Origin of the sequence: Yoonia sp., from assembly GCF_965660735.1 — a bacterium.
GTDB lineage: Bacteria > Pseudomonadota > Alphaproteobacteria > Rhodobacterales > Rhodobacteraceae > Yoonia.
Genome location: NZ_CBFIBD010000043.1, coordinates 1 through 23,315 on the forward strand (window position 1 = coordinate 1; position 23,315 = coordinate 23,315).

Sequence of the window (23,315 nt, forward strand, 5' to 3'; positions counted from 1 at the left end):
CGGATATAGGGGGTATCAAGCCGCTGGCGGCGCAGGCCATCCCAGACAAAGCGTGTCTTGTCGGAAATCCATTCCTCGTTCACGCCGTCATGGTTGCGCGGCAGAAAGCGCATGACTTCGCGGCCCTTCGTATCGACCCGGATGCTGGACCCAAGCGCATCCATCACGTCGATGGATTCGGTTTTTGTCAGCTCCCACGGGCGCGCCGTAAAGGCATAGGGTTTCGACACAAGCGCACCCACAGGACACAAATCAATGATGTTGCCCTGCATGTTCGAATCAAGCGTTTCGCCCAGATAGGACGTAATCTCGGCATCTTCACCGCGCCCGGTCTGGCCCATCTGGTGAATGCCCGCGACTTCTGTCGTGAAACGCACGCAGCGGGTGCACGAAATACAGCGCGTCATATGGGTTTCGACAAGCGGGCCAAGATCCAGATCCTCGGTCGCGCGCTTGGGTTCACGGTAGCGGCTGAAATCGACGCCATAGGCCATCGCCTGATCCTGCAAATCACATTCGCCCCCCTGGTCGCAGATCGGGCAATCCAGCGGGTGGTTGATCAGCAGAAATTCCATCACGCCCTCACGGGCCTTCTTGACCATCGGGCTGTTGGTTTTCACCACGGGCGACTGGCCTTCGGGACCGGGGCGCAGATCCTTGACTTGCATCGCACAGGATGCAGCGGGCTTTGGCGGGCCGCCCACAACCTCGACCAGACACATCCGGCAGTTGCCAGCTATGGACAGCCGTTCGTGATAGCAGAAACGGGGGATTTCGATCCCGGCCTCTTCGCAGGCCTGGATCAGGGTCATTGCCCCGTCAACCTCGACCTCTTTTCCATCAATGATGACTTTGCGCAGATCAGACATGGCACGCCTTTATGTTCCCAGTCGCGTGGTCCCCATCGTGAATGGGCCACGGCGTTGGTCGCGTTCTAACGCGACATGGGATGCGATGCCAGCCGGATTGACAAAAAACCTGTCATATTCAGCCATTTGCATATGAATTTAGCGCAGCAGCCAGCCCACGCGCGTGCCTGCATCCATCTGCGCACGACCAACAGCGCAATATGTAGCCGGTTGCCCCTTGATCACCCCCAATGCGGCAAGCTGATCACGGGCAATCTGTTCCAACCGGCGCTTTTCTTCGGGATCATTTACATAGTCGTCAATTTCTTCGCCAGAATATCCTAGCGCACGCGCCCGATTCTTAAGTGATTGCAAAAAGCCGATCCCCCGAAAGATGCGCGCGCTGATGCTGTCGCATTGCTCTGAAATTTCATAAGCCATGCCGACGTAGATGATGCCATTGCGCACCTCTGCCACATCTTTCAGCGGCACAGTCTGCGCCGCAAGGCTGCCGGCCATCACCACAAGTCCCAACCCCAGGGCTGTGACAACTTCCCGTGTCTTTTTCATTGTCGGCTCCTGCCCCGCCTGCCGGGGCCTGCTGTAAGGACAGACATCGCGATTGACCGCTGGATATTCAATAACACCACCGCAATATCAGCGGAAATGTATCCATCGCCGGAATTTGCCCGCCAACAAAAAAGGCCGCAATGATTTGCGGCCTCTTACAAAAATCACCGCTTGGGCGATTAAACAGGGATCAGAACAGCGCTCAGCGCGGATGCTTCCAGCATTTCAGCATCGGCCGCAGGACACAGATCATCGCCAGCCTGCACATCGACACCGTGTTTGGCAGCAAAACTTCTGATGGTTACGTCGGTTTCGACATCGATGGCGTCACGCAGTCCCATCGCTGACAGCGACCCACGCCCAACTTCGTTGCGCTTTTGATTGATTTGCACATCAAGGACGGAATCATAGGTATAGCGCGCGCAGTTCGCCGCGATCCGGCTGGCCAGCGCGGTCGTGGCATAATATTGTGGGGTGGGCAGGCTGAACAGTTTTTGTACCGCCGGGTCATCGAATGACCGTGCGGCCTGCGGACCCGTTGCACAAGCGGCCAAGGTCAGCACCGCACCAAACATCAGCCCACGCATCATCATTCTGCAGCAATCCCCGTCACGCGTTTATGTTTGATCCGGTCCTCGATCTCGTCCCGGAAATTCTTGATCAGGCCCTGAATGGGCCAGGCGGCCGCATCACCCAATGCGCAGATCGTATGGCCTTCGACCTGTTTTGTCACGTCCAGCAGCATGTCGATTTCTTCGACGCTCGCGTTGCCTTCGACCAGCCGCGCCATCACGCGCATCATCCAGCCGGTGCCTTCGCGGCAGGGGGTGCACTGGCCACAGCTTTCGTGTTTGTAGAACTTCGACAGCCGCCAGATATTCTTGATCATGTCGGTGGACTGGTCCATCACGATCACCGCAGCGGTGCCCAGTGATGACCCTTTTTCCTTGAGCGCGTCAAAATCCATGATCGCATCGCGCATGTTTTCACCGCGCACGCAGGGCACCGAAGACCCACCCGGGATCACCGCCTTGAGGTTGCCCCAACCGCCACGGATACCGCCGCAATGCTTTTCGATCAGCTCCTCGAAGGGGATCGACATTTCTTCTTCGACCACACAGGGGTTATTCACATGGCCCGAAATCGCAAAGAGCTTGGTGCCGGCGTTGTTGGGACGGCCCATGCCGGAAAACCACGCACCACCGCGTCTTAGGATCGTGGGCACCACGGCGATGGATTCCACGTTGTTCACCGTGGTCGGGCAGCCATAAAGACCCGCCCCCGCCGGGAACGGCGGTTTCATGCGGGGCATGCCCTTTTTGCCTTCAAGGCTTTCCAGGAGTGCTGTCTCTTCGCCACAAATGTAAGCGCCCGCGCCGTGGGTCAGGTAAATATCAAAGTCCCAACCGGATTTGGCGGCATTCTTGCCCACAAGACCTGCGGCATATGCCTCGTCGATGGCGGCTTGCAGTGCCTCTTTCTCGCGGATGTATTCACCGCGGATGTAGATATAGCAGGCATGCGCATTCATTGCGAAAGACGCGATCAGGCAGCCTTCGACCAGCGTATGCGGGTCGTGGCGCATGATTTCGCGGTCCTTGCAGGTCCCCGGTTCGGATTCGTCGGCATTCACCACCAGATAGGCAGGCCGCCCGTCGCTTTCCTTGGGCATGAAAGACCATTTCAACCCCGTTGGAAAACCCGCGCCGCCCCGACCACGCAGGCCAGACGCCTTCATTTCGTTGATGATCCAGTCGCGTCCCTTTTTGATGATGTCCGCCGTGCCGTCCCAGTGGCCACGCTGTTGCGCGCCAGCAAGGGTGCGTTCGTGCATCCCGTAAAGGTTGGTAAAAATCCGGTCTTTATCTTTGAGCATCAGTTGCCGCCCTTGTCGTTCTGGCGCGCGCGCCAGAGTTGAAATGTCTGCCACAGCGCAAAGCCGAAACCGGCCAGCGCCGCAAGGTCAAAAAAGGCCCGTGCGCGATTGGACCAGCCGTATTGCGACCCCGCCCAGATCGCAACCATCCACATGACACCAGTTCCCGCCATGATCAACGCGACCCGTTGTCCTGCCTTGGACTGATCTGTCTTTCCGTGCTGCGCCATGGTGAAAACAGCGTTAATAAACGCCGCCTTTCTTCACTTTGCCGGAAAATTCAGTCTCGCCGCCTGCGGCCAGTGTCTTGGCCTGCTGAACCCAATCATCGCGGGTTGCACGGCCTTTGAAACCTTCCAGATTGTCATCGATCCAGGCCTGCTCTGCGGGGCCCCACGCAGCGATCTGGTCAAAATGATAGATGCCCATCTCGTGCAGCGTCTTTTCCAGTTTTGGGCCGACGCCCTTGATCTGCTTGAGATCATCCGCCCCCCCTTCGCGCGCGGCACTCAGCAACGCCGGCTTGCCGGTCGCGGCGGCATCGGCCGCTTTTTCTGGTGCTGCTTTTTCTGGTGCTGCTTTTTTTGCCGGGGCCGCGACAGGTGCCGGGGCACTGTCAGATCTGGCCTGCCCGGGACCAGGTGCAGGATCGCGCCAGCCAAGAAACAGAACAACCGCAACCGCAGCGCCGATGATCACGCCGATCACCAAAGCTGCAAGAAATCCAAAGTCGTAAAGGACAAATGCCACACCTGTGGCGATAAGGCCAAACAAGGCGGCAACCGCGGCGATGCCTTCAATCTTGGAGGCGGGCCTATTGAAATCGATCATGTTCATACTCCCTTTCGTCACCGCAGGTGTGACACTGCCGGACTGTGGATCGCAACGCGACACCGGATGCGTCGCACTGATTGCCACAGGTGTAACCGATTGGCGGCCAAAGCGTAAATAATTTGTGCAAATCAGCTGTGTTATCTGCCCCTATGCTGCAAAACCGCTGAAAAATTCAAATCAAGTCGCTTTTTTAGCCAACTCAGCAGCCTGCGCCATCCAGTCATCCCGCATGATCCGGCCCTTGAATTTCAGACGGCTATCGACCCATGCGACCTCTGCCGGGCTCCATTTCGCGATTTGGTCAAAGTGCCAGAAACCAAGTTCGTTCAACACGCCTTCGAGTTTTGGACCAACGCCGCTGATCTGCTTGAGGTCATCGGCCCCCGCCTTGCGGGGGGCAGACATGGTGCGTGGCTTCTTTTCCGCAGACGCAGCTGTTTCGGGATGGGATTTCGAGACCGGCTTGGCCTTTGATACCGCCTGCGCCTCTTGCTTGGTCACGCCCGTCTTGTCGGCGGGGGCCTGTGCAGAGGGTTTGGGCGCCTTGGGTTTTTTGCCCGCAGCAGGTTTTTGCGGGGCATCGTTGATCCAGGGGGTCAACAATGGAACCTCGGTGCCGTCGATGCGCTTGACGGTGTCACCGATATCAGTGGCCAGTTGCACGCTGGCGTTATATTCTGTCTTGCCGCTTTCATGGCCGCGCAGGCTGGTCAGCCCCTTTAGCGGTTCGGCGGCAAAACGTCCGTTCTGCGGACCGGGCACAGGCACGCGACCCGCAGCCAGTTCATCAATGATTTCACCCAGACGTTCTGCGGTCAGGTCTTCGTAGTAATCCTTGCCGATCTGGGCCATGGGCGCGTTGGCACAGGATCCAAGGCATTCCACCTCTTCCCAAGAAAACTTGCCATCGGCAGACAAGGCATGCGGCTGATCCGCGATCTTGTCACGACAGACGCCGATCAGATCCTCGGCGCCACAGATCATGCAGGACAGCGTGCCACAGACCTGAACATGCGCGACCGATCCAACCGGCTGAAGCTGGAACATGAAATAGAACGAGGCCACTTCAAGCGCGCGAATGAACGCCAGATCCAGCATATCGGCCACATATTCGATCGCTGGCCGTGTCAGCCAGCCTTCTTGTTCCTGCGCACGCCACAGAATGGGAATGATCGCCGAGGCCTGACGCCCCTCGGGGAATTTTCTGATCTGTGCCTCGGCCCACTTCAGATTGTCGGGCGTAAAGACGAATGTTTCGGGCTGGTCGTGATAAAGGCGGCGTAGCATCAATTCATTCCGGTTATGATTGCGGCACTCGTCATGGCCAAAAATATCGAGCCAGCCACGACTCCTGCAGGGTTAAAACCAGTCGTGGCCAAAAGAAGCAAGCCAGGTATGCCAAGACTGCTCATCAGCTGCACCGATCCGATGTGATCCGCAGCGATGCGCCCATCGAAGTTTCGACCTTACCCTCGGCCGCCAGTTTCGTCACGATATCCGTCACCTGGGCTGTTGTCAGGTCCGCCTCTTGCAGGACACGGGCTGTGTTTGCCTGATTCAGGATGCAGCCGTTGTTTTCAACCGCAGTCAGGAAACGGCCCTCGGCCGACATTCCTGACGCGGGCATTTGCACACCCTCAGCACAGGCTGACAGGGCAAACAGGGACATAAGGATCAGGGCACGTGTCATGGGTCGTCTCACTTTCGTTTCGTCATACTTACGCTTCAGGCTCATACCAGATCGCGGGCGAGGTCCACCAGAAAAACCACCGCTGCGCCGACAACCGCCGCCTTGATCAGACGGTTGCGGCCACGGGCGGCAATCACGGCACCCAGTCCCGCAAATGCGCCGTAAAGCAACAGCCAGTAATTGATCGACAGGGTCATCATGGCTGGATCATTCCGCAGCAACAGCCTCTGAAATCAACTGATCGGACAAACCGTAATACAGGATGAGGACCGACACCGCGATGCCCGCAACACCACCGATCACAATCCCGGTGCCGGCTTTGCGGAACATCCGCGACACGATTGCGGCCACGAAAAACCCGCCCGCGACCAGAAACCCGATCAGGATGTCGGCCATGCTCATCTGTCGATTTCCCCGAACACCACGTCCATGGTGCCAATGATCGCGCTGACATCGGCCAGTTGGTGGCCCTTGCACACGTGATCCATCGCCTGAAGATGCAGATAGCCCGGCGCGCGCAGTTTCGCGCGATACGGCCGGTTGGTGCCATCAGCCACAAGATAGACGCCAAATTCACCCTTTGGCGCCTCGACTGCGGCGTAAACCTCGCCTGCGGGAACATGGAAGCCTTCGGTGTATAGCTTGAAATGATGGATCAGCGCCTCCATCGAGGTTTTCATCTCACCACGTGACGGCGGGGTCATCTTGCCGCGCGCCATCACGTCGCCCTTTTCATGGCGCAGCTTTTCGCAGGCCTGACGGATGATGGATGTGGACTGGCGCATTTCCTCCATCCGGCAGAGGTAACGGTCATAGCAATCGCCGTTCTTACCGACAGGGATCTGGAATTCGAATTCGTCATAGCATTCATAGGGCTGCGCGCGGCGCAAATCCCAGGCAAGGCCGGAGCCACGCACCATTACGCCGGAAAAACCCCATTCCTGGATCTCTTCCTCGGTCACGATGCCGATATTGGCGTTGCGCTGTTTGAAAATCCGGTTTTCTGTCAGCAGCCCGTCGATATCGTCCAGCACCTTGGGAAATTCCACGGCCCAGGCATCAATATCCTCGACCAGTTGATCGGGCAGGTCCTGATGCACCCCGCCGGGGCGGAAGTAGGCCGCGTGCAAACGCGCCCCGCAAGCGCGTTCGTAAAAGACCATCAGCTTTTCACGCTCTTCAAACCCCCAAAGTGGTGGGGTCAGCGCGCCCACGTCCATGGCCTGCGTCGTCACGTTCAGCAAATGCGACAGGATACGCCCGATTTCGGAATACAGCACACGGATCAGGCTGGCGCGGCGCGGCACCTGCGTGCCCGTCAACCGCTCGATCGCCATGCACCACGCATGTTCCTGGTTCATCGGGGCCACGTAATCCAACCGGTCCAGATAAGGCAGGTTTTGCAGGTAAGTGCGGCTTTCCATCAGCTTTTCAGTGCCACGGTGCAGCAGGCCGATATGCGGGTCACAGCGTTCGACGATCTCGCCGTCCAGTTCCAGCACCAGCCGTAACACCCCGTGCGCCGCGGGGTGCTGCGGGCCAAAGTTGATGTTGAAATTCCGGATCTGCTGTTCGCCGGTCGCGGCGTCAGTCGATCCGTCATCATAAGTGTTCACCCTGATATCGCCGTCCATCATTTCGCGGCCTCCTTGGTCTTCTCGTCGCCGGGCAAAATGTATTCGGCCCCTTCCCATGGCGACATGAAATCGAACTGGCGATATTCCTGCACAAGGCTGACGGGTTCGTAAACCACGCGCTTTTGCACCTCGTCATAGCGCACTTCGGTATAGCCCGTCGTCGGGAAATCCTTGCGCAGCGGATGCCCGCGAAAGCCATAATCAGTCAGAATGCGGCGCAAATCCGGATGGCCGGTGAACAGGATGCCGAACATGTCGAACACCTCGCGTTCAAACCAGTTGGCCGAGGGATGCACCGACATGATCGACGGCATCGTGTCTTCTTCGCGGATTTGCACGCGCACGCGGATGCGGTGGTTCTGATACATGCTCAGGAAATGGTAAACCACATCGAACCGCTTGGCGCGGCTGGGGTAATCCACCGCCGTTATATCCACCAGAGTGGAAAACTGACACGCCTTGTCGACCTTCAGAAACTCGACAAAGCTGACCAGCGATGACGGCGCGACGGTGACCGTCAATTCGTCATGCGCGACCTGCCATGACAGCACGCAATCTGTGCGTTTCATTTCCAGATGGGTGCCGAGTTCTTGCAACGCTTCTGTCATCGTAGTTCCTTTTCACAGGTGCCTGACGCAGGCTTGTCGCGCCACATGCGGATTGGCGCTGCCTTGCGCGACGCGCGCCCTGGCGCAGAATTTTTCCATCACACGCGACCTAGCGCACGATTGTCCCGGTCCGGCGCATTTTGCGCTGCAATTGCAGGATGCCATAAAGCAGCGCCTCTGCTGTCGGCGGGCACCCAGGCACGTATATATCCACAGGCACGATCCGGTCGCAGCCACGCACCACCGAATAGCTGTAGTGGTAATAACCACCGCCGTTGGCACAGGACCCCATCGAGATCACGTAACGCGGTTCGGGCATCTGGTCATAGACCTTGCGCAGCGCGGGCGCCATCTTGTTGGTCAGCGTGCCCGCCACAATCATCAGGTCCGATTGGCGCGGGGACGCGCGCGGCGCGGTGCCGAACCGTTCCAGATCATAGCGCGGCATGGAGGTGTGCATCATCTCGACCGCACAGCAGGCCAGACCGAATGTCATCCAGTGCAGCGACCCGGTGCGCGCCCAGTTGATGATATCGGCAGTGCTGGTCACAAGGAAACCCTTGTCCTGCAATTCGCGGTTCAGGGTCTGTGTGGCGTGTTCCTTGTCGGCGCCCACGGCGGTTCCGGTCATCACTCCCATTCCAGTGCCCCTTTCTTCCATTCATAGGCAAAGCCGATGGTCAGCACCCCAAGGAACACCATCATCGACCAGAACGCCGTCATGCTGATGTCAGCAAAGGCGACGGCCCAAGGGAACAGGAAAGCGACCTCCAGATCAAAGATGATGAACAGGATCGACACCAGATAAAAACGCACATCGAATTTCATTCGTGCGTCATCAAAGGCGTTGAAACCACATTCATACGCCGACACTTTTTCAGGGTCAGGGTTGCGGACGGCCACGATGGCCGCAGCCAGAATCAGGATCAGGCCCAGCGCGATCGCCAGCCCCAGAAAGATCATGATCGGCAGATATTCGGACAACATTTCGGGCAAATGGCGTTCCTTTCGGCATGGCACGTCAACAGGCGCGCCAGATTTGGCTTGGTGTTGCATAACCCTCGCTCCGGGCACGGTCAACCAAGCACGGCGTGGAAACCATGGGTTTTTCGCGTGTCAAAAGGACGCCCTTACCGGGTCTTAGCGGGCCCAGGGTGGCGGGATTTTATCAAAGAACGCCGCAATTCCCTGTGCGGCTTCCGGATCGTCCCAACGGGCAATCAGCGCGTCAATGGAGCGTTCTACCGTGGCATCATCGATCGCCGGGCCCAGACTGCGGGCAAAGGCTTTGGCCGCAGCCACAGCCCCCGGCGCGCATGTCAGATAAGGAGCCACCTCTGCCGCGATTGCAGCATCAAGTTGATCGGCAGGCACCGCCCGGGCCAAAATGCCCAGTGTCATCGCCTCTGCCGCATCAAAAACGCGCGACGACATGAACACCCGGCGCGCGTGCGCCTCGCCCATGCGGGCCAGCACATAGGGGCCGATCGTTGCGGGGATCAGCCCCAGCCTTGTTTCGGTCAGCCCGAATTTTACATGATCCGCCGCTATCGCCACATCACAGACACAAGCCATGCCGACCCCTCCGCCAAAGGCATTGCCCTGTATACGGCCAATCACCGGCTGCGGCAACGTGTTGATCGCCCCCAGCATGTGCGCCAGCGACCTGGCCGCGGCGCGTTTCACCTCTGCGTCGCCCGCCATCTGGTCACGCATCCAGCCCAGATCGCCCCCGGCACAAAAAGACGCCCCCTGCCCGGTCAGCACGACGACACGGACCGACCTGTCTGCTGCAATCCGATCTGTCGCCGAACGCAAATCATCGATCAGCGCCTGCGACAGCGCGTTGTGTTTGTCGGGCCGTGCCAGCGCCAATGTCGCGACACCGCGCGCATCAACCGTCAGATCAATCATCGCATCCCCCGCGCCATCTCCGCTGCCCTGTCAATCACATCCACGTCTATGCCCGTCGTGAACCCCAAGCCGTGCACCAGTTCCAGCACCGCCTCGGTCGCCACATTACCGGGCGCACCGGGGGCATAAGGACAGCCGCCAAGCCCGCCCACCGCGCTGTCAAAGGCCCGCACCCCCAGATCCAGCGCGGCGCTGATATTGGCCAGCGCCCGCCCGCCGGTATCATGGAAATGGCCGGCAAGATCCCCGACCGGCACCTCGGCCATGACGGCCTCGAGCATCGCAGTCACACGTGCAGGCGTGCCCTTGCCGATGGTATCGCCCAGTGACAGGGGCATCGGCGCCACATCGCGCAACATAGCGGCCGCGCGCGCCACGGCTTCGGGTGGCACGGCGCCGTCGAACGGGCAATCGGTCACGCAGGAAATATAGCCGCGCACCCCGACACCCGCCGCCTGTGCTGCCTGCACGACGGGCGACAGCCGTTCGACGGACGTGGCAATCGAACAATTCAGGTTGCTTTGCGAAAACCCTTCGGACGCCGAAATAAAAACCGCCACCTCATATGTGACACCGGGCACACGCGCCGCGATAAACCCGTCCCAGCCCCGCATATTGGGCACCAGCACGCCATAACGCACACCCTCCACCGGATGCAGCCGGGCCAGCACCTGATCGGTGTCGGCCATCTGCGGCACCCATTTGGGGCTGACGAAACTGCCTACCTCGATATCACGCAGCCCGGATGTCCCCAGCAGATCGATCAGTGCCACCTTGCGGTCCACCCCGATCAGCCCCGGTTCATTCTGCAACCCGTCACGCGGGCCCACCTCGTGAATACGCACAAACTCAGCCATGACACCCCGCTTCTTCGTCGTTCAAATATCCCGGGGGAGGCCCGGACAAAGTCCGGGACGGGGGCAGCGCCCCAATCATGGCGTCACCTCCCATGGTTCATAAAAATCTCTGGCATAAAGCACCGGCCCCGCTGGCAGTGCCTTTTGAAACGCAGGACGGGCCTGCAACCGGGCATACCATGCCGCCACCCTGGGCAAGCTATCCAGCCGAACGAAATGCGTGGCCATATATACCGCCTGCCCCACGCCGACATCGGCGGCAGAAAATGACGACAGCAGATAATCCCCCGACAATGCGGCCTCGACAGTGGCAAGGGTCTTGGCCAGGCGCCGCGCCTCAAGCTGCATGATGATGGGGCTGCGCATATGATCCTCGCGCAGGGCAACATGCTGCTGGGTCAGGGCGGCGCAATGCTGGCTGATGGTTTCGGCGAAATGGATCCAGTTCAGCCATGCAGCGCGCTCGTCATGCCCCGGTTCCCGGCCCAGACCCGCAGCCGGAAAACGCTCGCACAGAAATTCCGCGATGGCGCCGCTTTCGGTCAAGACGATACCGTCGATCTCTAGCGTCGGCACCCGGCCTGTGGGGTTCAGCGACCGGTAGGGTTCTTCGCGCAGCGTCTTGTCAAACGGATAGACCACCACATCGAAATCTACTCCGACTTCATGCAGCAACCAAAGGCTGCGCATCGACCGGGTCTGGGGGCAATGGTGCAGACGGATCATCCCAAAGCCTCCAGCGCTACCATCAACGCGCCCGCTGTCACCTGATCGCCGGTCGCCACCGCAACGCCGGCGATTACCCCGTCGCGGGGCGCGCGCAGAACATGTTCCATCTTCATCGCCTCCAGCACGATCAAGCGGTCACCCGCGCACACCGGCTGGCCCGTTGACACCGCCACATCCCGCACTAACCCCGGCATGGGGGCCAGCACCGTGTCGCCGCCTGGCGCATCTCCCGCACGGGCCAGCGGATCAATGACATCAAAGGTCAGCGTTTGCGGACCAAACACCGTCACCCTCTGTCCATGCCGCACCGCAGGCAGGCCCCAGTCAGCGCCACGCCAGCGCAGCGTCAGATTGTCAGCCCCCACGGTCACGTCGCAGCGGCCACCACCCTGAACAAAAAGCCGCACAGGTGTGTCGTCGCCCCCATGGCCGAGCAGGATATCCCGGCCCAGCGGCTGCCACAGCGCAAAGCCCGTCTGCGCATCCCGCCCGATCCCCGCCGCTGTGACAGCCGCCACAGCGACAGACCGCGCATCCGGCACAGGGGCCGCGCAAAGCCTGGCCTGTTCCCGCGCAATCAGCCCGGTATCAACAGCGCCAGCGACAAACCCCGGATCACGCGACAGCGCCCGCAGGAACCCAAGGTTCGTCACCATGCCCGCCACCTGCGTCTGATCCAGCGCAGCCGACAGCGCCCGCAGCGCGTTGGCACGGTCCGCCCCGTGGACAGTGATCTTCGCGATCATCGGGTCATACCAGGGCGACACCTCGGACCCGGCGGCTACGCCGCTGTCGATCCGGGCAGCGGCGGGAAAAACCAGATGATCGATCACGCCGGTGGCGGGCAGAAACCCTGCCGGCACGTCCTCGGCATAAAGTCGCGCCTCGAAAGCGTGGCCATCGATCGCAATATCCTCTTGTCGGGCCGGCAAAGCCTCGCCAGCGGCAACGCGCAATTGCCATGCAACCAGATCGACGCCGGTGATCGCCTCTGTCACGGGGTGTTCCACCTGCAATCGCGTGTTCATTTCCATGAACCAGAACCCGTCGGCGCGCAGCCCCCCGGACCCATCCACGATAAATTCGATGGTGCCCGCGCCTGCATAGCCGATGGCCTTTGCCGCCGTCACCGCCGCATCGCCCATGGCACTGCGCATGTCAGCGGTCATGCCCGGCGCGGGGGCTTCCTCGATCACTTTCTGGTGGCGGCGTTGCAGCGAACAATCACGTTCGAACAGATGCACCGCATCCGTGCCATCACCGAAAACCTGCACCTCGATGTGGCGCGGGGTCGTTATGTATTTTTCAATCAGCACGTCCGCGTTTCCAAAGGCGGTGCGCGCCTCTGCCTGGGCAGAGGCCAAATTTTCGCGAAAATTTGCCGCGCCCTCAACCAGCCGCATGCCCTTGCCGCCACCGCCAGCGACCGCCTTGATCAGAATTGGATAGCCGATCTCAGCTGCTTTTTCGGCCAGAAAAGCGGGATCCTGGTTGTTCCCGTGATACCCCGGCACAACCGGCACGCCAGCCTTGGCCATCAGTCCCTTGGCGGCATCCTTCAGCCCCATCGCACGGATTGCATCCGCCGACGGGCCGATGAACACCAGCCCCGCTTGTATCACCGCATCGACGAAATCAGGGTTTTCCGACAGAAAGCCATAGCCCGGATGGATCGCATGCGCGCCGGTGTCCAGGGCCGCCTGAATGATCAGATCGCCGCGCAGGTAACTGTCGGCCACGGGTGCAGGGCCCAGCCGCACCGCCGCGTCCGCCTGGGCGACATGCAGGGCCTGCGCGTCGGCATCCGAATACACCGCCACCGTCCGCACACCCATGGCGCGCGCGGTGCGGATGATCCGGCAGGCAATCTCGCCCCTATTGGCAATCAGGATCGTGTCAAACATCTTTTACATCCGGAACACGCCAAAACGTGTCTCCTCTATGGGCGCATTGCAGGCAGCCGCCAGCGACAGTGCCAGCACTTCGCGCGATTTGCGCGGGTCAATGATGCCGTCGTCCCACAGGCGGGCAGAGGCGTAAAGCGGGTGTGACTGCTCGGCAAACATGTCAATCGTGGGCTGCTTGAAGGCGGCTTCGTCCGCTGCCGACCAGTCCCCGCCGCTGCGTTCGATCGCGTCACGTTTCACCGTCGCCAGCACACCGGCCGCCTGTTCGCCACCCATCACGCTGATCCGGCTGGTTGGCCATGACCACATGAAATGCGGGCTGTATGCCCTTCCCGACATGCCATAATTCCCCGCACCGAACGACCCGCCCACGACCATGGTGATCTTGGGCACCTTCGTGGTCGCCACGGCTGTCACCATCTTGGCGCCATGCCGCGCGATCCCTTCGTTCTCGTACTTCTGGCCCACCATGAAGCCGGTGATGTTTTGCAGGAACACCAGCGGGATCTTGCGCTGGCTGCACAGTTCCACGAAATGCGCGCCCTTTTGCGCGCTTTCGGAAAACAGCACGCCGTTGTTGGCCACGATCCCGCAGGGCCAACCATCAATATGGGCGAACCCGCAGACCAGCGTTTCGCCGAACCGCGCCTTGAATTCATCAAAGCGTGACCCGTCCACGATCCGGCGGATCACCTCGCGGATATCATAGGGCGTGCGCAGGTCGGCGGGGATCACATCGAACAATGTCACCGGATCATATGCGGGAGGTTCGGACACCAGGCGCTTGATATTAATGGCATTATCAAGATTGCATGACGCGACGGCCTGCCGTGCCAGCGCCAGTGCATGGGCATCATCCTCGGCCAGATAATCCGCGACACCTGACAGGCGGGTGTGCACATCGCCACCGCCCAGCGCTTCGGCGCTGACAACCTCGCCTGTCGCGGCTTTGACCAGCGGCGGACCGGCAAGAAAGATCGTGCCCTGGCCCTTTACGATGATCGACACATCAGCCATGGCGGGCACATAGGCCCCGCCCGCCGTGCAGGATCCCATGACCACGGCGATCTGGGGAATGCCCGCCGCCGACATTTGCGCCTGATTATAGAATATCCGGCCGAAATGGTCGCGATCGGGAAATACCTCGTCCTGATTAGGCAGGTTCGCGCCGCCGCTATCGACCAGATAGACGCAAGGCAAATGACAGGCCGCCGCGATTTCCTGTGCCCGCAGGTGTTTCTTGACGGTCATCGGATAATAAGTGCCGCCCTTTACGGTAGCATCATTGCAGACAACCATCACCTGGTTGCCGTTCACGCGCCCGACACCGGCGATCACACCGGCACAGGGGGCAGCGCCGTCATACATCCCATGCGCCGCCGTCGCACCTATTTCAAGGAATGGGCTGCCGGGGTCCAGCAGGCCCGCAACCCGGTCACGCGGCAGCATCTTGCCCCGGCTGACATGGCGCGTGCGGGATTTTTCCCCGCCCCCCAGTGCCGCGGCCTGTGCTGCATCGCGGACCTTTTCCAGTGCGGCAAGGTGAATCTCGGCATCGCTCATGCGGCTGGTCCTTGTTGCGGATCGGGCAGCGGTTCACCGCGCGGGCCTGTGTAAAATGTCGTGGCGACACCATTGGGATGCACACAGGTAATCACCATGCGCACCGCCGGATCGGAGTGGGTGGTGGCAGCGCAATCGGTCGGGCTGGCCCCGGCGGGTGTCATATCCAGATAGGCGGCGGCATATCGGTTGATGATCTCGGTCTCACTGGGCACCTGCCCCATCCGCAGCCCCAGCACAGCGGCCAAGGCGGCGAGAGCAGCAACAGGCATAAAGATCACCCAGCGTTTCACCCCATCGCCCCCATCAATTCGCGGCCCACCAGCATCCGGCGGATTTCCGATGTGCCGGCGCCGATTTCCATCAGTTTCGCATCGCGGAACAGGCGCGCGACGGGCGCATCGGCCAGGAACCCCGCGCCGCCCATCGCCTGCACCGCCTGATGCGCCTGTTTCATCGCCTCTTCGCTGGCATAAAGACAGCAGGCGGCGGCGTCCTGTCGTGTCACCGTGCCCTTGTCGCAGGCCTTTGCGACCTCGTAGACATAGGCGCGGGCGGAATTCATCGCGGTATACATATCGGCGATCTTGCCCTGCATCAGCTGGAAGTTCCCGATCGGCTGGCCGAACTGTTTGCGTGACGCAAGATAGGGCATGATTTCATCCAGACAGGCGGCCATGATGCCCAGCCCGATGCCTGCCAGCACGACGCGTTCGTAGTCCAGCCCCGACATCAGCACGGCAACCCCGCGCCCTTCTTCGCCCAGCACGTTTTCAAATGGCACCTGCACGTCATCAAAAATCAGCTCGGCCGTGTTCGACCCCCGCATCCCCAGCTTGTCGAAATGCGGTGATGTGCTGAAACCTGTCATCTCTTTTTCAATGAGAAAGGCGGTGATGCCCTTGGACCCCGCATCGGGGTCGGTCTTGGCATAGACCACCAGCGTGTCAGCGTCCGGCCCGTTGGTGATCCAGTATTTGTTGCCGTTCAGGCGGTAATGATCGTTACGCTTTTCGGCCCGCAGGGTCATCGACACCACGTCGGACCCTGCCCCGGCCTCTGACATCGCCAGCGCGCCCACATGTGCGCCACTGATCAGACGCGGCAGATATTTGGCCTTTTGCGCGTCAGTCCCATTCAGTTTGATCTGGTTCACACAGAGGTTGGAATGCGCCCCGTAGGACAGCGACACCGATGCGCTGGCGCGGGCGATCTCCTCAACGGCTACGGTGTGCGCCAGATAGGACATGCCCGCGCCACCGTATTGTTCATCGACCGTCACGCCCAGAAGCCCCAGTGCGCCCATCTCGGTCCACAGTGCAGGCGGAAATGCGTTGGTCCGGTCAATCTCGGCGGCCATGGGTTTCACGCGGGTCTGCGCCCAGTCGTGGACCATATCGCGCAGGGCATTCACATCCTCGCCCAGATCAAAGGTCATGGAAGCATGAAACATGGTGCGGCTCCGATTAATTGAACGCTTGTTCAGTTGTAGGCCCGCCACATCCCCCGTGTCGAGTCATTTCTGCACAATTATCGGGCCGCGGCCTGGCCCTGATAAACAACGGAGACTTCATCACGGATGATCCGGGCGATCAGGGCACAATCGTCCAGTGAAAAGGTCAGCGGCAGGCGCATGTCGATGATGCCCGCAAGCACACGGTCGGATGCAGGCAGCGGTTCCGACGGCGCATAACGCCAACTGTCATAGCGCGATGTGAACCCAACGGGCTCTGCCCCGCCGAACCACTTCAATTCGACCCCGCGCGCGGCGCAGCGGCGCAGGACATCGGCCACGGCGTCCGCTGACCAGTCCAACAGCAGAAACTGGAAAGACGAGGCGACGAACTGCTCTTTTTCGGGGCGCGGGATCAACTTCAGCCCGGGGGTGTCGGCCAGCCCCGTTTCCAGCACACGGTAGCGTTCGTTCCAGCGCACCGCCTGCGTTGCCAGGTCGCGCAGTTGCGGGCGCAGGATCGCGGCACGCAGGTTGTCCATCCGGCCAGAGATATTGGGCGTTTCATATTTGATCTGTGCAAATGTTTCGGGCGGTGGTGCTGCCCGGTGTTTTTCATACAGCATGTAACTGCCCGACAGGATGATCGCGCGGGCCATGCCCATCGCGTCATCGCTTACCAGAAATCCACCTTCGCCGGAATTGATGTGTTTATAGGTCTGCGTCGAAAAGCAGCCGAACCGCCCCCAGCGCCCGCTGGGCGTGCCATCCCAGGCGGCCCCCATCGTATGCGCGCAATCCTCGATCACCGTGACGCCAGCGGCATCGCACAGGGCCATAAGCCGGTCCATATCACAGATATGCCCGCGCATATGGCTCAGCAGCAGCACGCGCGCGCGGTGCAGCTTGGCGGCCAGATCATCAAGGTCAATGACCAGATCGGGCGTCACACCGACATAAACCGGCACGCCGCCAACCGCAGCGACAGCACCGGGCACCGGGGCCAGCGTAAAGGCGTTCGTCAGCACAGCGTCGCCATGTTTCACACCGCAGGCGCGCAGGGCGGTCGTTATGGCATAGCCACCAGAGGCGACGGCAAGGCAGTATTTCGCCCCCACACTGGCGGCGAACTCTTCCTCTAACAGGGCGGTCTGCGAAATCTCGTTCCCGGCTGTGTTATACCGGTGCAGGCGGCCTGTTTGCATCACGGCAAGCGCTGCTGCGATCCCGTCGTCGGGAATCGGTTCCTGTTGCGTAAAGCTGCCTGTGAAACGCTTTGTCATGGGGGAACTGTGTGACCCGTTCATGACCGCGTCAAGAGGCTAGCCGATCAGCCGCGCCACCACACCGGACAGTTCGGCGAAATCATCGATGGTTGCATCCGCATCCAGCGCCAGCACATCGTCGCGCCCCGGCCCGAAGGTGACCAGCACCGACGGCACGCCGGCGTTGCGCGATGTGTCGCGATCAGTCGCGGTATCACCGACCAGAAGCGAGCGGCGCACATCGCCACCTGCACGGCGCACGGCCTCGAAATGGTGTGCAGGGTCAGGTTTGCGCACCGGCAGCGTATCGGCGCCGATCAGCGATGCAAAATGATCGCGCACCCCAAGGCTGCGCATCAGCGTTTCGGCCAATGCAGCGGGTTTGTTGGTGGCAATGCCCACGGCATAGCCATCAGCGCGCAGCTGCGCCACCGCCTCTATCGCGCCGGGATATAGCACCGTATGCGTGTCGATCGCATCGGCATAGGCGGCAAGCAGCACCGGATATTGTGCATCGACATGCGCCGCATCAAACCCGTCCACGCGGCTGAACCCAAGGGTCAGCATCGCCCGCCCGCCGCGCAGGGCCGTTGCCGCATCGGCTGCGTGGTCCAGCAGATCACCCAGACCAAGCCCCCGAAAACAATGATTCGCGGCCGCGATCAAATCGCCGCTGGTATCGGCCAACGTCCCGTCGAGATCAAAAATCACTGTGCGCATGGCAATCTGCCCCATCATTTGTTTACCTGCCCTCTGTAACGCCATGTAAACTGATGTGAAGCCCCTGCCCTTGTGATCATCACACATCCCGCTAGAAGCGTCATCAACGTGACCGGAATTGAGGCATAAATGGCAACCGCACTGATCATCCTTGGCGCAGGCATGGGCACGCGCATGAATTCCGACCGGCCCAAGGTGCTGCATGACATTGCAGGCGCGCCAATGCTGGTGCATGCGATGAAAGCAGGCGCAGCGCTTGACCCCGCCCATACAGTGATTGTCGCAGGTCACGGGGCCGATGCGGTGGCCCGGGCCGCGCATGCCTTTGACCCGGGTGCGGTCATCGCGCTGCAAACCGAACAATCGGGCACCGCCCATGCGGTCGCGCAGGCGCGGGATGCGCTGGCGGGTTTTGCTGGCGATGCGATTGTTCTTTATGGCGATACGCCCTTTATCACACCCGAGACACTGGCCGCGATGGCCGCCGCCCGGCTGACCCATGATATCGTGGTGTTGGGGTTTGATGCGGCAGATCCTGCCCGCTATGGCCGTTTGATCCTGAAAGACGACCAGTTGGACCGGATCGTGGAATTCAAGGATGCGACCGACGCAGAACGCGCGGTGACGCTGTGCAACAGCGGTGTCGTTGCGGCAAAGGCCGACACGCTGTTTGCGCTGATCGACAAGGTCGGCAACGAGAATGCGGCCGGCGAATATTACCTGACCGACATCGTGGGGATCGCCCGCGCCCAAGGGCTGACCGCCACGGTCGTGCAATGCGATCAGGCCGAAACGCTGGGCATCAATTCACGCGCCGAACTGGCCGCCGCCGAGGCACAGTTTCAAGCCCGCGCCCGCAGTGCGGCGCAAGAGGATGGTGTCACACTGACCGCCCCCGAAACGGTGTTTTTCGCCCATGATACGGTGATCGGGCGCGATAGCACCATCGAACCCAATGTGGTCTTTGGCCCGGGCGTCACCATCGAATCAGGGGCGACAATCCGCGCGTTTTCCCATCTGGAAGGATGTCATGTCAGCCGCGGCGCGATTGTCGGCCCCTATGCGCGGCTGCGCCCCGGCGCAGAACTGGCCGAGGGTGTGCGCGTCGGCAATTTCGTGGAAATCAAGAATGCGCAAATCGCCGAAGGGGCCAAGGTCAACCACCTGTCCTATATCGGCGACGCGGATATCGGCGCGCGCGCCAACATCGGCGCAGGCACGATCACCTGCAATTACGACGGTGTGTTCAAGCACAAGACGGTGATCGGTGCCGATGCATTCATCGGGTCGAACACCATGCTGGTCGCGCCAGTGCATGTGGGCGACGCCGCCATGACCGGCAGTGGGTCGGTCATTACCCGTGATGTGCCCAGTGGCGATCTGGGGCTGGCCCGCGCAGCGCAGGTGAACAAACCGGGCCTTGCGCGCCGCCTCATGCAGAAACTGCGCGACCTCAAAGCAAGGAAAGGCTGAACCATGTGCGGAATTATCGGGGTTCTGGGCCGCCACGAGGCAGCGCCCATTCTGGTCGAGGCGCTGAAGCGGCTGGAATATCGCGGCTATGACAGCGCGGGCATCGCCACCGTCAACAACGGCCATCTGGACCGGCGGCGGGCGGTCGGCAAGCTGGTGAATTTGCAGGACCTGCTGGTGCATGATCCGCTGGCGGGTAAATCGGGTATCGGTCACACCCGCTGGGCCACCCATGGCGTGCCAAACGTCGGCAACGCCCACCCGCATCGCGCAGGTGGCGTGGCCGTCGTGCACAACGGGATCATCGAGAATTTCCGCGAATTGCGTGCCTTTTTGGCGGATCAGGGTATTGGCTATGAAACCGACACCGACACGGAAACTGTCGCACTGTTGGCGCAATATTTTCTTGATCAGGACATGACACCACAAGATGCGGCCGCCGCGACGATCGCAAAACTGGAAGGGGCCTATGCGCTTTGTTTCCTGTTCGACGGGCAAGAGGATCTGCTGGTCGCCGCGCGCAAGGGGTCGCCGCTGGCCATCGGGCACGGGCAGGACGAGATGTTCGTCGGTTCCGATGCCATCGCGCTGGCACCGATGACAGACAAGCTGACCTATCTGGAAGAAGGCGACTGGGCCGTCATCACCCGCACCACGCTGGAAATTCGTGATACGACCGGCAAGACAGTCGCACGCCCCGTCAAGACCATTCAGATCGACACTGCCCGCGTGGACAAGGGCGGCTACAAACACTTCATGGCCAAGGAAATCGCCGAACAGCCCACCGTCCTGCAAGGCGCGCTGGCCCATTACATCAACGCCGATGCAACCGCGATCACCCTGCCCGAACCGGGGCTGGATTTTACGCAAGTGGAACGCCTGACGCTGGTGGCCTGCGGCACTGCATTTTACGCCTGCATGGTGGCGAAATACTGGTTCGAACAAATCGCGGGCCTGCCCGTCGAGGTCGATGTCGCATCTGAATTCCGCTATCGCGAACCGCCGGTGACGGCGGGCACCGTCGCGCTGTTCGTCAGCCAGTCAGGTGAAACCGCCGATACACTGGCCGCCTTGCGTTACATGGCAGGCAAAGCCGACATGATCGTGTCTGTCGTCAACGTGCCGGAAAGTTCCATCGCGCGCGAAAGCGATCTGCCCCTGCCGATCCTTGCAGGCACGGAAATCGGCGTCGCCTCGACCAAGGCGTTCACCTGTCAGTTGACCACGCTGGCCCTGCTGGCGCTGAAGGCGGCAGAGGTCCGCGGCCGCATCACACCGGCGGAACTGGCCGAAAAACTGGGCGCCCTGCGCGGCCTGCCGGGCGTCATGAACCTCGCGCTTGGGATCGAGGACAAGACCCGTGATGTCGCCCGCAAGCTGGCAGAGGCGCGTGATATCCTGTTTCTGGGGCGTGGCGCGATGTACCCACTGGCCATGGAAGGCGCGCTGAAACTCAAGGAAATCAGCTATATCCATGCCGAGGCTTATGCATCCGGTGAATTGAAACACGGCCCCATCGCACTGGTTGATAAACATGTGCCCGTCATCGTCATGGCCCCGCGTGACGCGCTGTTCGACAAGACGATTTCCAACATGCAAGAGGTCATGGCGCGCGGCGGCAAGGTTTTGTTGATCACCGATGAAAAGGGCGCGGCCGAGGCCAGCGCAGGCGTCTGGGACACGATCCTGATGCCGCAGATCGACCCGTTTCTGGCGCCGATCCTTTATGCCATCCCCGCGCAGTTGCTGGCCTATTATACGGCCATCGCCAAGGGCACGGACGTTGACCAGCCCCGCAACCTTGCCAAATCGGTGACCGTCGAATGAAAACCGCCGATGCCATTGCCGCGCTACGCGCCCATGCCGACCCCGCCAAGGCCAGTGAAATGCACCGCTATCACAAGGTGGATCGCCCCTATCTGGGTGTTGCCAACCCGGTGATTGACACGCTCGTCAAGGATTGGCGCGCCGATACTGATCTGGATGCACGGCTGGCGCTGGCGCGGGGCCTTTGGAAAAGCAACATTCACGAGGCCCGGATCGCCGCCGCCAAACTGCTGACGCAGGCGCGCATCCGTCCCGATGACAGCGCGGTGTGGGATTTGATCGTGTCCTGGGTACCGGATTTCGACGCTTGGGCGATAGCCGATCATGTCAGTATTGCCGGGCAGAAACGACTGGTCGCCGATCCTGCACGGCTGGATCAGGTGGCGGCATGGACCACATCCGATCATATGTGGGCACGGCGGGCTGCCCTTGTGATGACCCTGCCCTGGACCAAGCAGAACAACCCCAAACCGGCGGAACTTGCCGTGCGTGCGCGTGTCCTGGACTGGGCCGCAACCTATGTCACCGATCACGATCGATTCATTCAGAAAGCCGTGGCATGGTGGCTGCGCGAATTGTCCAAACACGATCCGGACCGTGTGCGCGGCTTTCTGGAAACCCATGGCGCCACCATGAAACCTGCCGCCGCGAAAGAGGCAAAGGCGCATTTGACCCCCTAACAAGGAGGCGAATCCAACCGACGCAAAGGTGACGATCAGGCTTGCGTAACCCCGCAACGGAACCTAGTTTGGCCCCATGACCCAACCATTGATCGACCCATTCGCGCGCGCCATCGAATACCTGCGGGTGTCCGTCACGGACCGCTGTGATTTCCGCTGCGTTTACTGCATGTCCGAAAACATGCAATTTTTGCCCAAAAAGGAATTGCTGACGCTAGAGGAGCTGGACCGCATGTGTTCGGCCTTTATCCGTTTGGGCGTGCGCAAGCTGCGCATCACGGGGGGCGAACCACTTGTGCGGCGCGACATCATGACGTTTTTCCGCGCCATGACGCGGCATCTGGACAGTGGCGCATTGCGCGAACTGACGCTGACCACCAACGGCAGCCAGTTGGAAAAATACGCCGAAGATCTGTATGCCGCCGGTGTGCGGCGGATCAATATATCGCTCGACACGCTGGACGAGGAAAAATTCGCCCGCATCACGCGATGGGGCCGTCTGCCGCAGGTCAAGCGCGGGATAGATGCCGCGCAAAAGGCCGGTCTGCGGGTCAAGATCAACACCGTGGCCCTGCAGGGGTTCAACGAAGATGAATTGTTCACCCTGACCGACTGGTGCGCATCGCGTGACATCGACATCACTTTCATCGAGGTGATGCCGATGGGCGATATCGGCAACGAGGACCGGATCGGCCAGTATTGGTCGCTGAAAGACCTGCGCGCACGTCTGGCGGAACGGTCCGCCCTGACGGATCTGCCCGAAAGCACCGGCGGCCCTGCACGCTATGTCCGTGTCGAAAATACCGGGCAGAAAATCGGGTTCATCACGCCGCTGTCCCATAATTTCTGCGAAAGCTGTAACCG

Annotated in this window: 27 protein-coding genes; 4 read left to right on the forward strand and 23 right to left on the reverse strand. The window is 60.8% G+C overall.

Features of this window, described 5'->3' with window-relative positions; all coding sequences use genetic code 11:
- The 23 genes from nuoG to ACTG4B_RS13410 all read right to left on the reverse strand — a co-directional run.
- Positions 1 to 869, reverse strand: an 869-nt coding sequence (gene nuoG / locus ACTG4B_RS13300; protein ID WP_439156188.1) for an NADH-quinone oxidoreductase subunit NuoG, incomplete at its 3' end; no start/stop codon positions are given.
- Positions 870 to 1,007: 138 nt separating this feature from the next.
- The gene (locus ACTG4B_RS13305) at positions 1,008 to 1,418 is read right to left on the reverse strand and encodes a DUF5333 domain-containing protein (protein WP_439156189.1); all 411 of its coding nucleotides are present in this window, start codon (positions 1,416 to 1,418) and stop codon (positions 1,008 to 1,010) included.
- 179 nt (positions 1,419 to 1,597) lie between these two features.
- Positions 1,598 to 2,011, reverse strand: coding sequence for a hypothetical protein (locus ACTG4B_RS13310; RefSeq protein ID WP_439156190.1), 414 nt, complete (start codon positions 2,009 to 2,011; stop codon positions 1,598 to 1,600).
- Positions 2,008 to 3,294: an NADH-quinone oxidoreductase subunit NuoF gene (gene nuoF / locus ACTG4B_RS13315; RefSeq protein ID WP_439156191.1), complete on the reverse strand. Its 1,287-nt coding sequence runs from the start codon at positions 3,292 to 3,294 to the stop codon at positions 2,008 to 2,010. The genes ACTG4B_RS13310 and nuoF overlap by 4 nt, the downstream gene beginning before the upstream one ends.
- Positions 3,294 to 3,524 carry a DUF5337 domain-containing protein gene (locus ACTG4B_RS13320; protein WP_439156192.1) on the reverse strand — a complete coding sequence of 77 codons (231 nt, stop codon included), beginning with the start codon at positions 3,522 to 3,524 and terminating at the stop codon, positions 3,294 to 3,296. Before ACTG4B_RS13320 ends, nuoF begins: the two co-directional genes overlap by 1 nt.
- A gap of 13 nt (positions 3,525 to 3,537) precedes the next feature.
- Positions 3,538 to 4,125 carry an NADH:ubiquinone oxidoreductase gene (locus ACTG4B_RS13325; RefSeq protein WP_439156193.1) on the reverse strand — a complete coding sequence of 196 codons (588 nt, stop codon included), beginning with the start codon at positions 4,123 to 4,125 and terminating at the stop codon, positions 3,538 to 3,540.
- Positions 4,126 to 4,305: 180 nt separating this feature from the next.
- Positions 4,306 to 5,415: an NADH-quinone oxidoreductase subunit E gene (locus ACTG4B_RS13330; RefSeq protein ID WP_439156194.1), complete on the reverse strand. Its 1,110-nt coding sequence runs from the start codon at positions 5,413 to 5,415 to the stop codon at positions 4,306 to 4,308.
- Between the two features lie 124 nt (positions 5,416 to 5,539).
- A complete protein-coding gene (locus ACTG4B_RS13335) occupies positions 5,540 to 5,818 on the reverse strand; it encodes a hypothetical protein (protein WP_439156195.1) in 279 nt (92 codons plus the stop codon).
- Between the two features lie 41 nt (positions 5,819 to 5,859).
- On the reverse strand, positions 5,860 to 6,018 hold the full coding sequence (locus tag ACTG4B_RS13340; RefSeq protein ID WP_439156196.1) for a hypothetical protein: 159 nt from the start codon (positions 6,016 to 6,018) through the stop codon (positions 5,860 to 5,862).
- 7 nt (positions 6,019 to 6,025) lie between these two features.
- Positions 6,026 to 6,220: a hypothetical protein gene (locus ACTG4B_RS13345; protein WP_439156197.1), complete on the reverse strand. Its 195-nt coding sequence runs from the start codon at positions 6,218 to 6,220 to the stop codon at positions 6,026 to 6,028.
- Positions 6,217 to 7,455, reverse strand: a complete 1,239-nt coding sequence (locus tag ACTG4B_RS13350; protein WP_439156198.1) for an NADH-quinone oxidoreductase subunit D — start codon at positions 7,453 to 7,455, stop codon at positions 6,217 to 6,219. The genes ACTG4B_RS13345 and ACTG4B_RS13350 overlap by 4 nt, the downstream gene beginning before the upstream one ends.
- On the reverse strand, positions 7,452 to 8,063 hold the full coding sequence (locus ACTG4B_RS13355) for an NADH-quinone oxidoreductase subunit C (protein WP_439156199.1): 612 nt from the start codon (positions 8,061 to 8,063) through the stop codon (positions 7,452 to 7,454). Before ACTG4B_RS13355 ends, ACTG4B_RS13350 begins: the two co-directional genes overlap by 4 nt.
- A gap of 109 nt (positions 8,064 to 8,172) precedes the next feature.
- Positions 8,173 to 8,694, reverse strand: a complete 522-nt coding sequence (locus ACTG4B_RS13360) for a NuoB/complex I 20 kDa subunit family protein (RefSeq protein ID WP_439156200.1) — start codon at positions 8,692 to 8,694, stop codon at positions 8,173 to 8,175.
- Positions 8,694 to 9,059, reverse strand: a complete 366-nt coding sequence (locus ACTG4B_RS13365) for an NADH-quinone oxidoreductase subunit A (protein WP_439156214.1) — start codon at positions 9,057 to 9,059, stop codon at positions 8,694 to 8,696. The genes ACTG4B_RS13360 and ACTG4B_RS13365 overlap by 1 nt, the downstream gene beginning before the upstream one ends.
- Before the next feature lie 144 nt (positions 9,060 to 9,203).
- The gene (locus ACTG4B_RS13370) at positions 9,204 to 9,977 is read right to left on the reverse strand and encodes a crotonase/enoyl-CoA hydratase family protein (RefSeq protein ID WP_439156201.1); all 774 of its coding nucleotides are present in this window, start codon (positions 9,975 to 9,977) and stop codon (positions 9,204 to 9,206) included.
- Positions 9,974 to 10,834 (reverse strand): hydroxymethylglutaryl-CoA lyase, encoded by an 861-nt coding sequence (locus ACTG4B_RS13375; protein WP_439156202.1) that lies wholly within the window; start codon positions 10,832 to 10,834, stop codon positions 9,974 to 9,976. The genes ACTG4B_RS13370 and ACTG4B_RS13375 overlap by 4 nt, the downstream gene beginning before the upstream one ends.
- Positions 10,835 to 10,909: 75 nt before the next feature.
- Positions 10,910 to 11,560 (reverse strand): glutathione S-transferase family protein, encoded by a 651-nt coding sequence (locus tag ACTG4B_RS13380; protein ID WP_439156203.1) that lies wholly within the window; start codon positions 11,558 to 11,560, stop codon positions 10,910 to 10,912.
- Positions 11,557 to 13,467: an acetyl/propionyl/methylcrotonyl-CoA carboxylase subunit alpha gene (locus ACTG4B_RS13385; RefSeq protein WP_439156204.1), complete on the reverse strand. Its 1,911-nt coding sequence runs from the start codon at positions 13,465 to 13,467 to the stop codon at positions 11,557 to 11,559. Before ACTG4B_RS13385 ends, ACTG4B_RS13380 begins: the two co-directional genes overlap by 4 nt.
- A 3-nt stretch (positions 13,468 to 13,470) precedes the next feature.
- The gene (locus tag ACTG4B_RS13390) at positions 13,471 to 15,033 is read right to left on the reverse strand and encodes a carboxyl transferase domain-containing protein (protein WP_439156205.1); all 1,563 of its coding nucleotides are present in this window, start codon (positions 15,031 to 15,033) and stop codon (positions 13,471 to 13,473) included.
- Positions 15,030 to 15,326 (reverse strand): hypothetical protein, encoded by a 297-nt coding sequence (locus ACTG4B_RS13395; protein WP_439156206.1) that lies wholly within the window; start codon positions 15,324 to 15,326, stop codon positions 15,030 to 15,032. The genes ACTG4B_RS13390 and ACTG4B_RS13395 overlap by 4 nt, the downstream gene beginning before the upstream one ends.
- Complete coding sequence (locus ACTG4B_RS13400; protein WP_439156207.1) at positions 15,323 to 16,486, reverse strand: acyl-CoA dehydrogenase family protein; 1,164 nt, start codon at positions 16,484 to 16,486, stop codon at positions 15,323 to 15,325. Before ACTG4B_RS13400 ends, ACTG4B_RS13395 begins: the two co-directional genes overlap by 4 nt.
- Before the next feature lie 77 nt (positions 16,487 to 16,563).
- Positions 16,564 to 17,769 (reverse strand): DegT/DnrJ/EryC1/StrS family aminotransferase, encoded by a 1,206-nt coding sequence (locus ACTG4B_RS13405; RefSeq protein ID WP_439156208.1) that lies wholly within the window; start codon positions 17,767 to 17,769, stop codon positions 16,564 to 16,566.
- 39 nt (positions 17,770 to 17,808) lie between these two features.
- Complete coding sequence (locus ACTG4B_RS13410) at positions 17,809 to 18,471, reverse strand: HAD-IA family hydrolase (protein ID WP_439156209.1); 663 nt, start codon at positions 18,469 to 18,471, stop codon at positions 17,809 to 17,811.
- Positions 18,472 to 18,600: 129 nt separating this feature from the next.
- On the opposite strand from ACTG4B_RS13410, the gene glmU reads away from it, so the two are divergent.
- From glmU to moaA, 4 genes are all read left to right on the forward strand, one after another.
- Positions 18,601 to 19,944 carry a bifunctional UDP-N-acetylglucosamine diphosphorylase/glucosamine-1-phosphate N-acetyltransferase GlmU gene (gene glmU, locus ACTG4B_RS13415; protein WP_439156210.1) on the forward strand — a complete coding sequence of 448 codons (1,344 nt, stop codon included), beginning with the start codon at positions 18,601 to 18,603 and terminating at the stop codon, positions 19,942 to 19,944.
- Between the two features lie 3 nt (positions 19,945 to 19,947).
- On the forward strand, positions 19,948 to 21,771 hold the full coding sequence (gene glmS, locus ACTG4B_RS13420; RefSeq protein WP_439156211.1) for a glutamine--fructose-6-phosphate transaminase (isomerizing): 1,824 nt from the start codon (positions 19,948 to 19,950) through the stop codon (positions 21,769 to 21,771).
- On the forward strand, positions 21,768 to 22,451 hold the full coding sequence (locus ACTG4B_RS13425) for a DNA alkylation repair protein (RefSeq protein ID WP_439156212.1): 684 nt from the start codon (positions 21,768 to 21,770) through the stop codon (positions 22,449 to 22,451). The genes glmS and ACTG4B_RS13425 overlap by 4 nt, the downstream gene beginning before the upstream one ends.
- A gap of 76 nt (positions 22,452 to 22,527) precedes the next feature.
- The coding region (gene moaA, locus ACTG4B_RS13430; protein ID WP_439156213.1) for a GTP 3',8-cyclase MoaA at positions 22,528 to 23,315 on the forward strand (788 nt) is incomplete at its 3' end.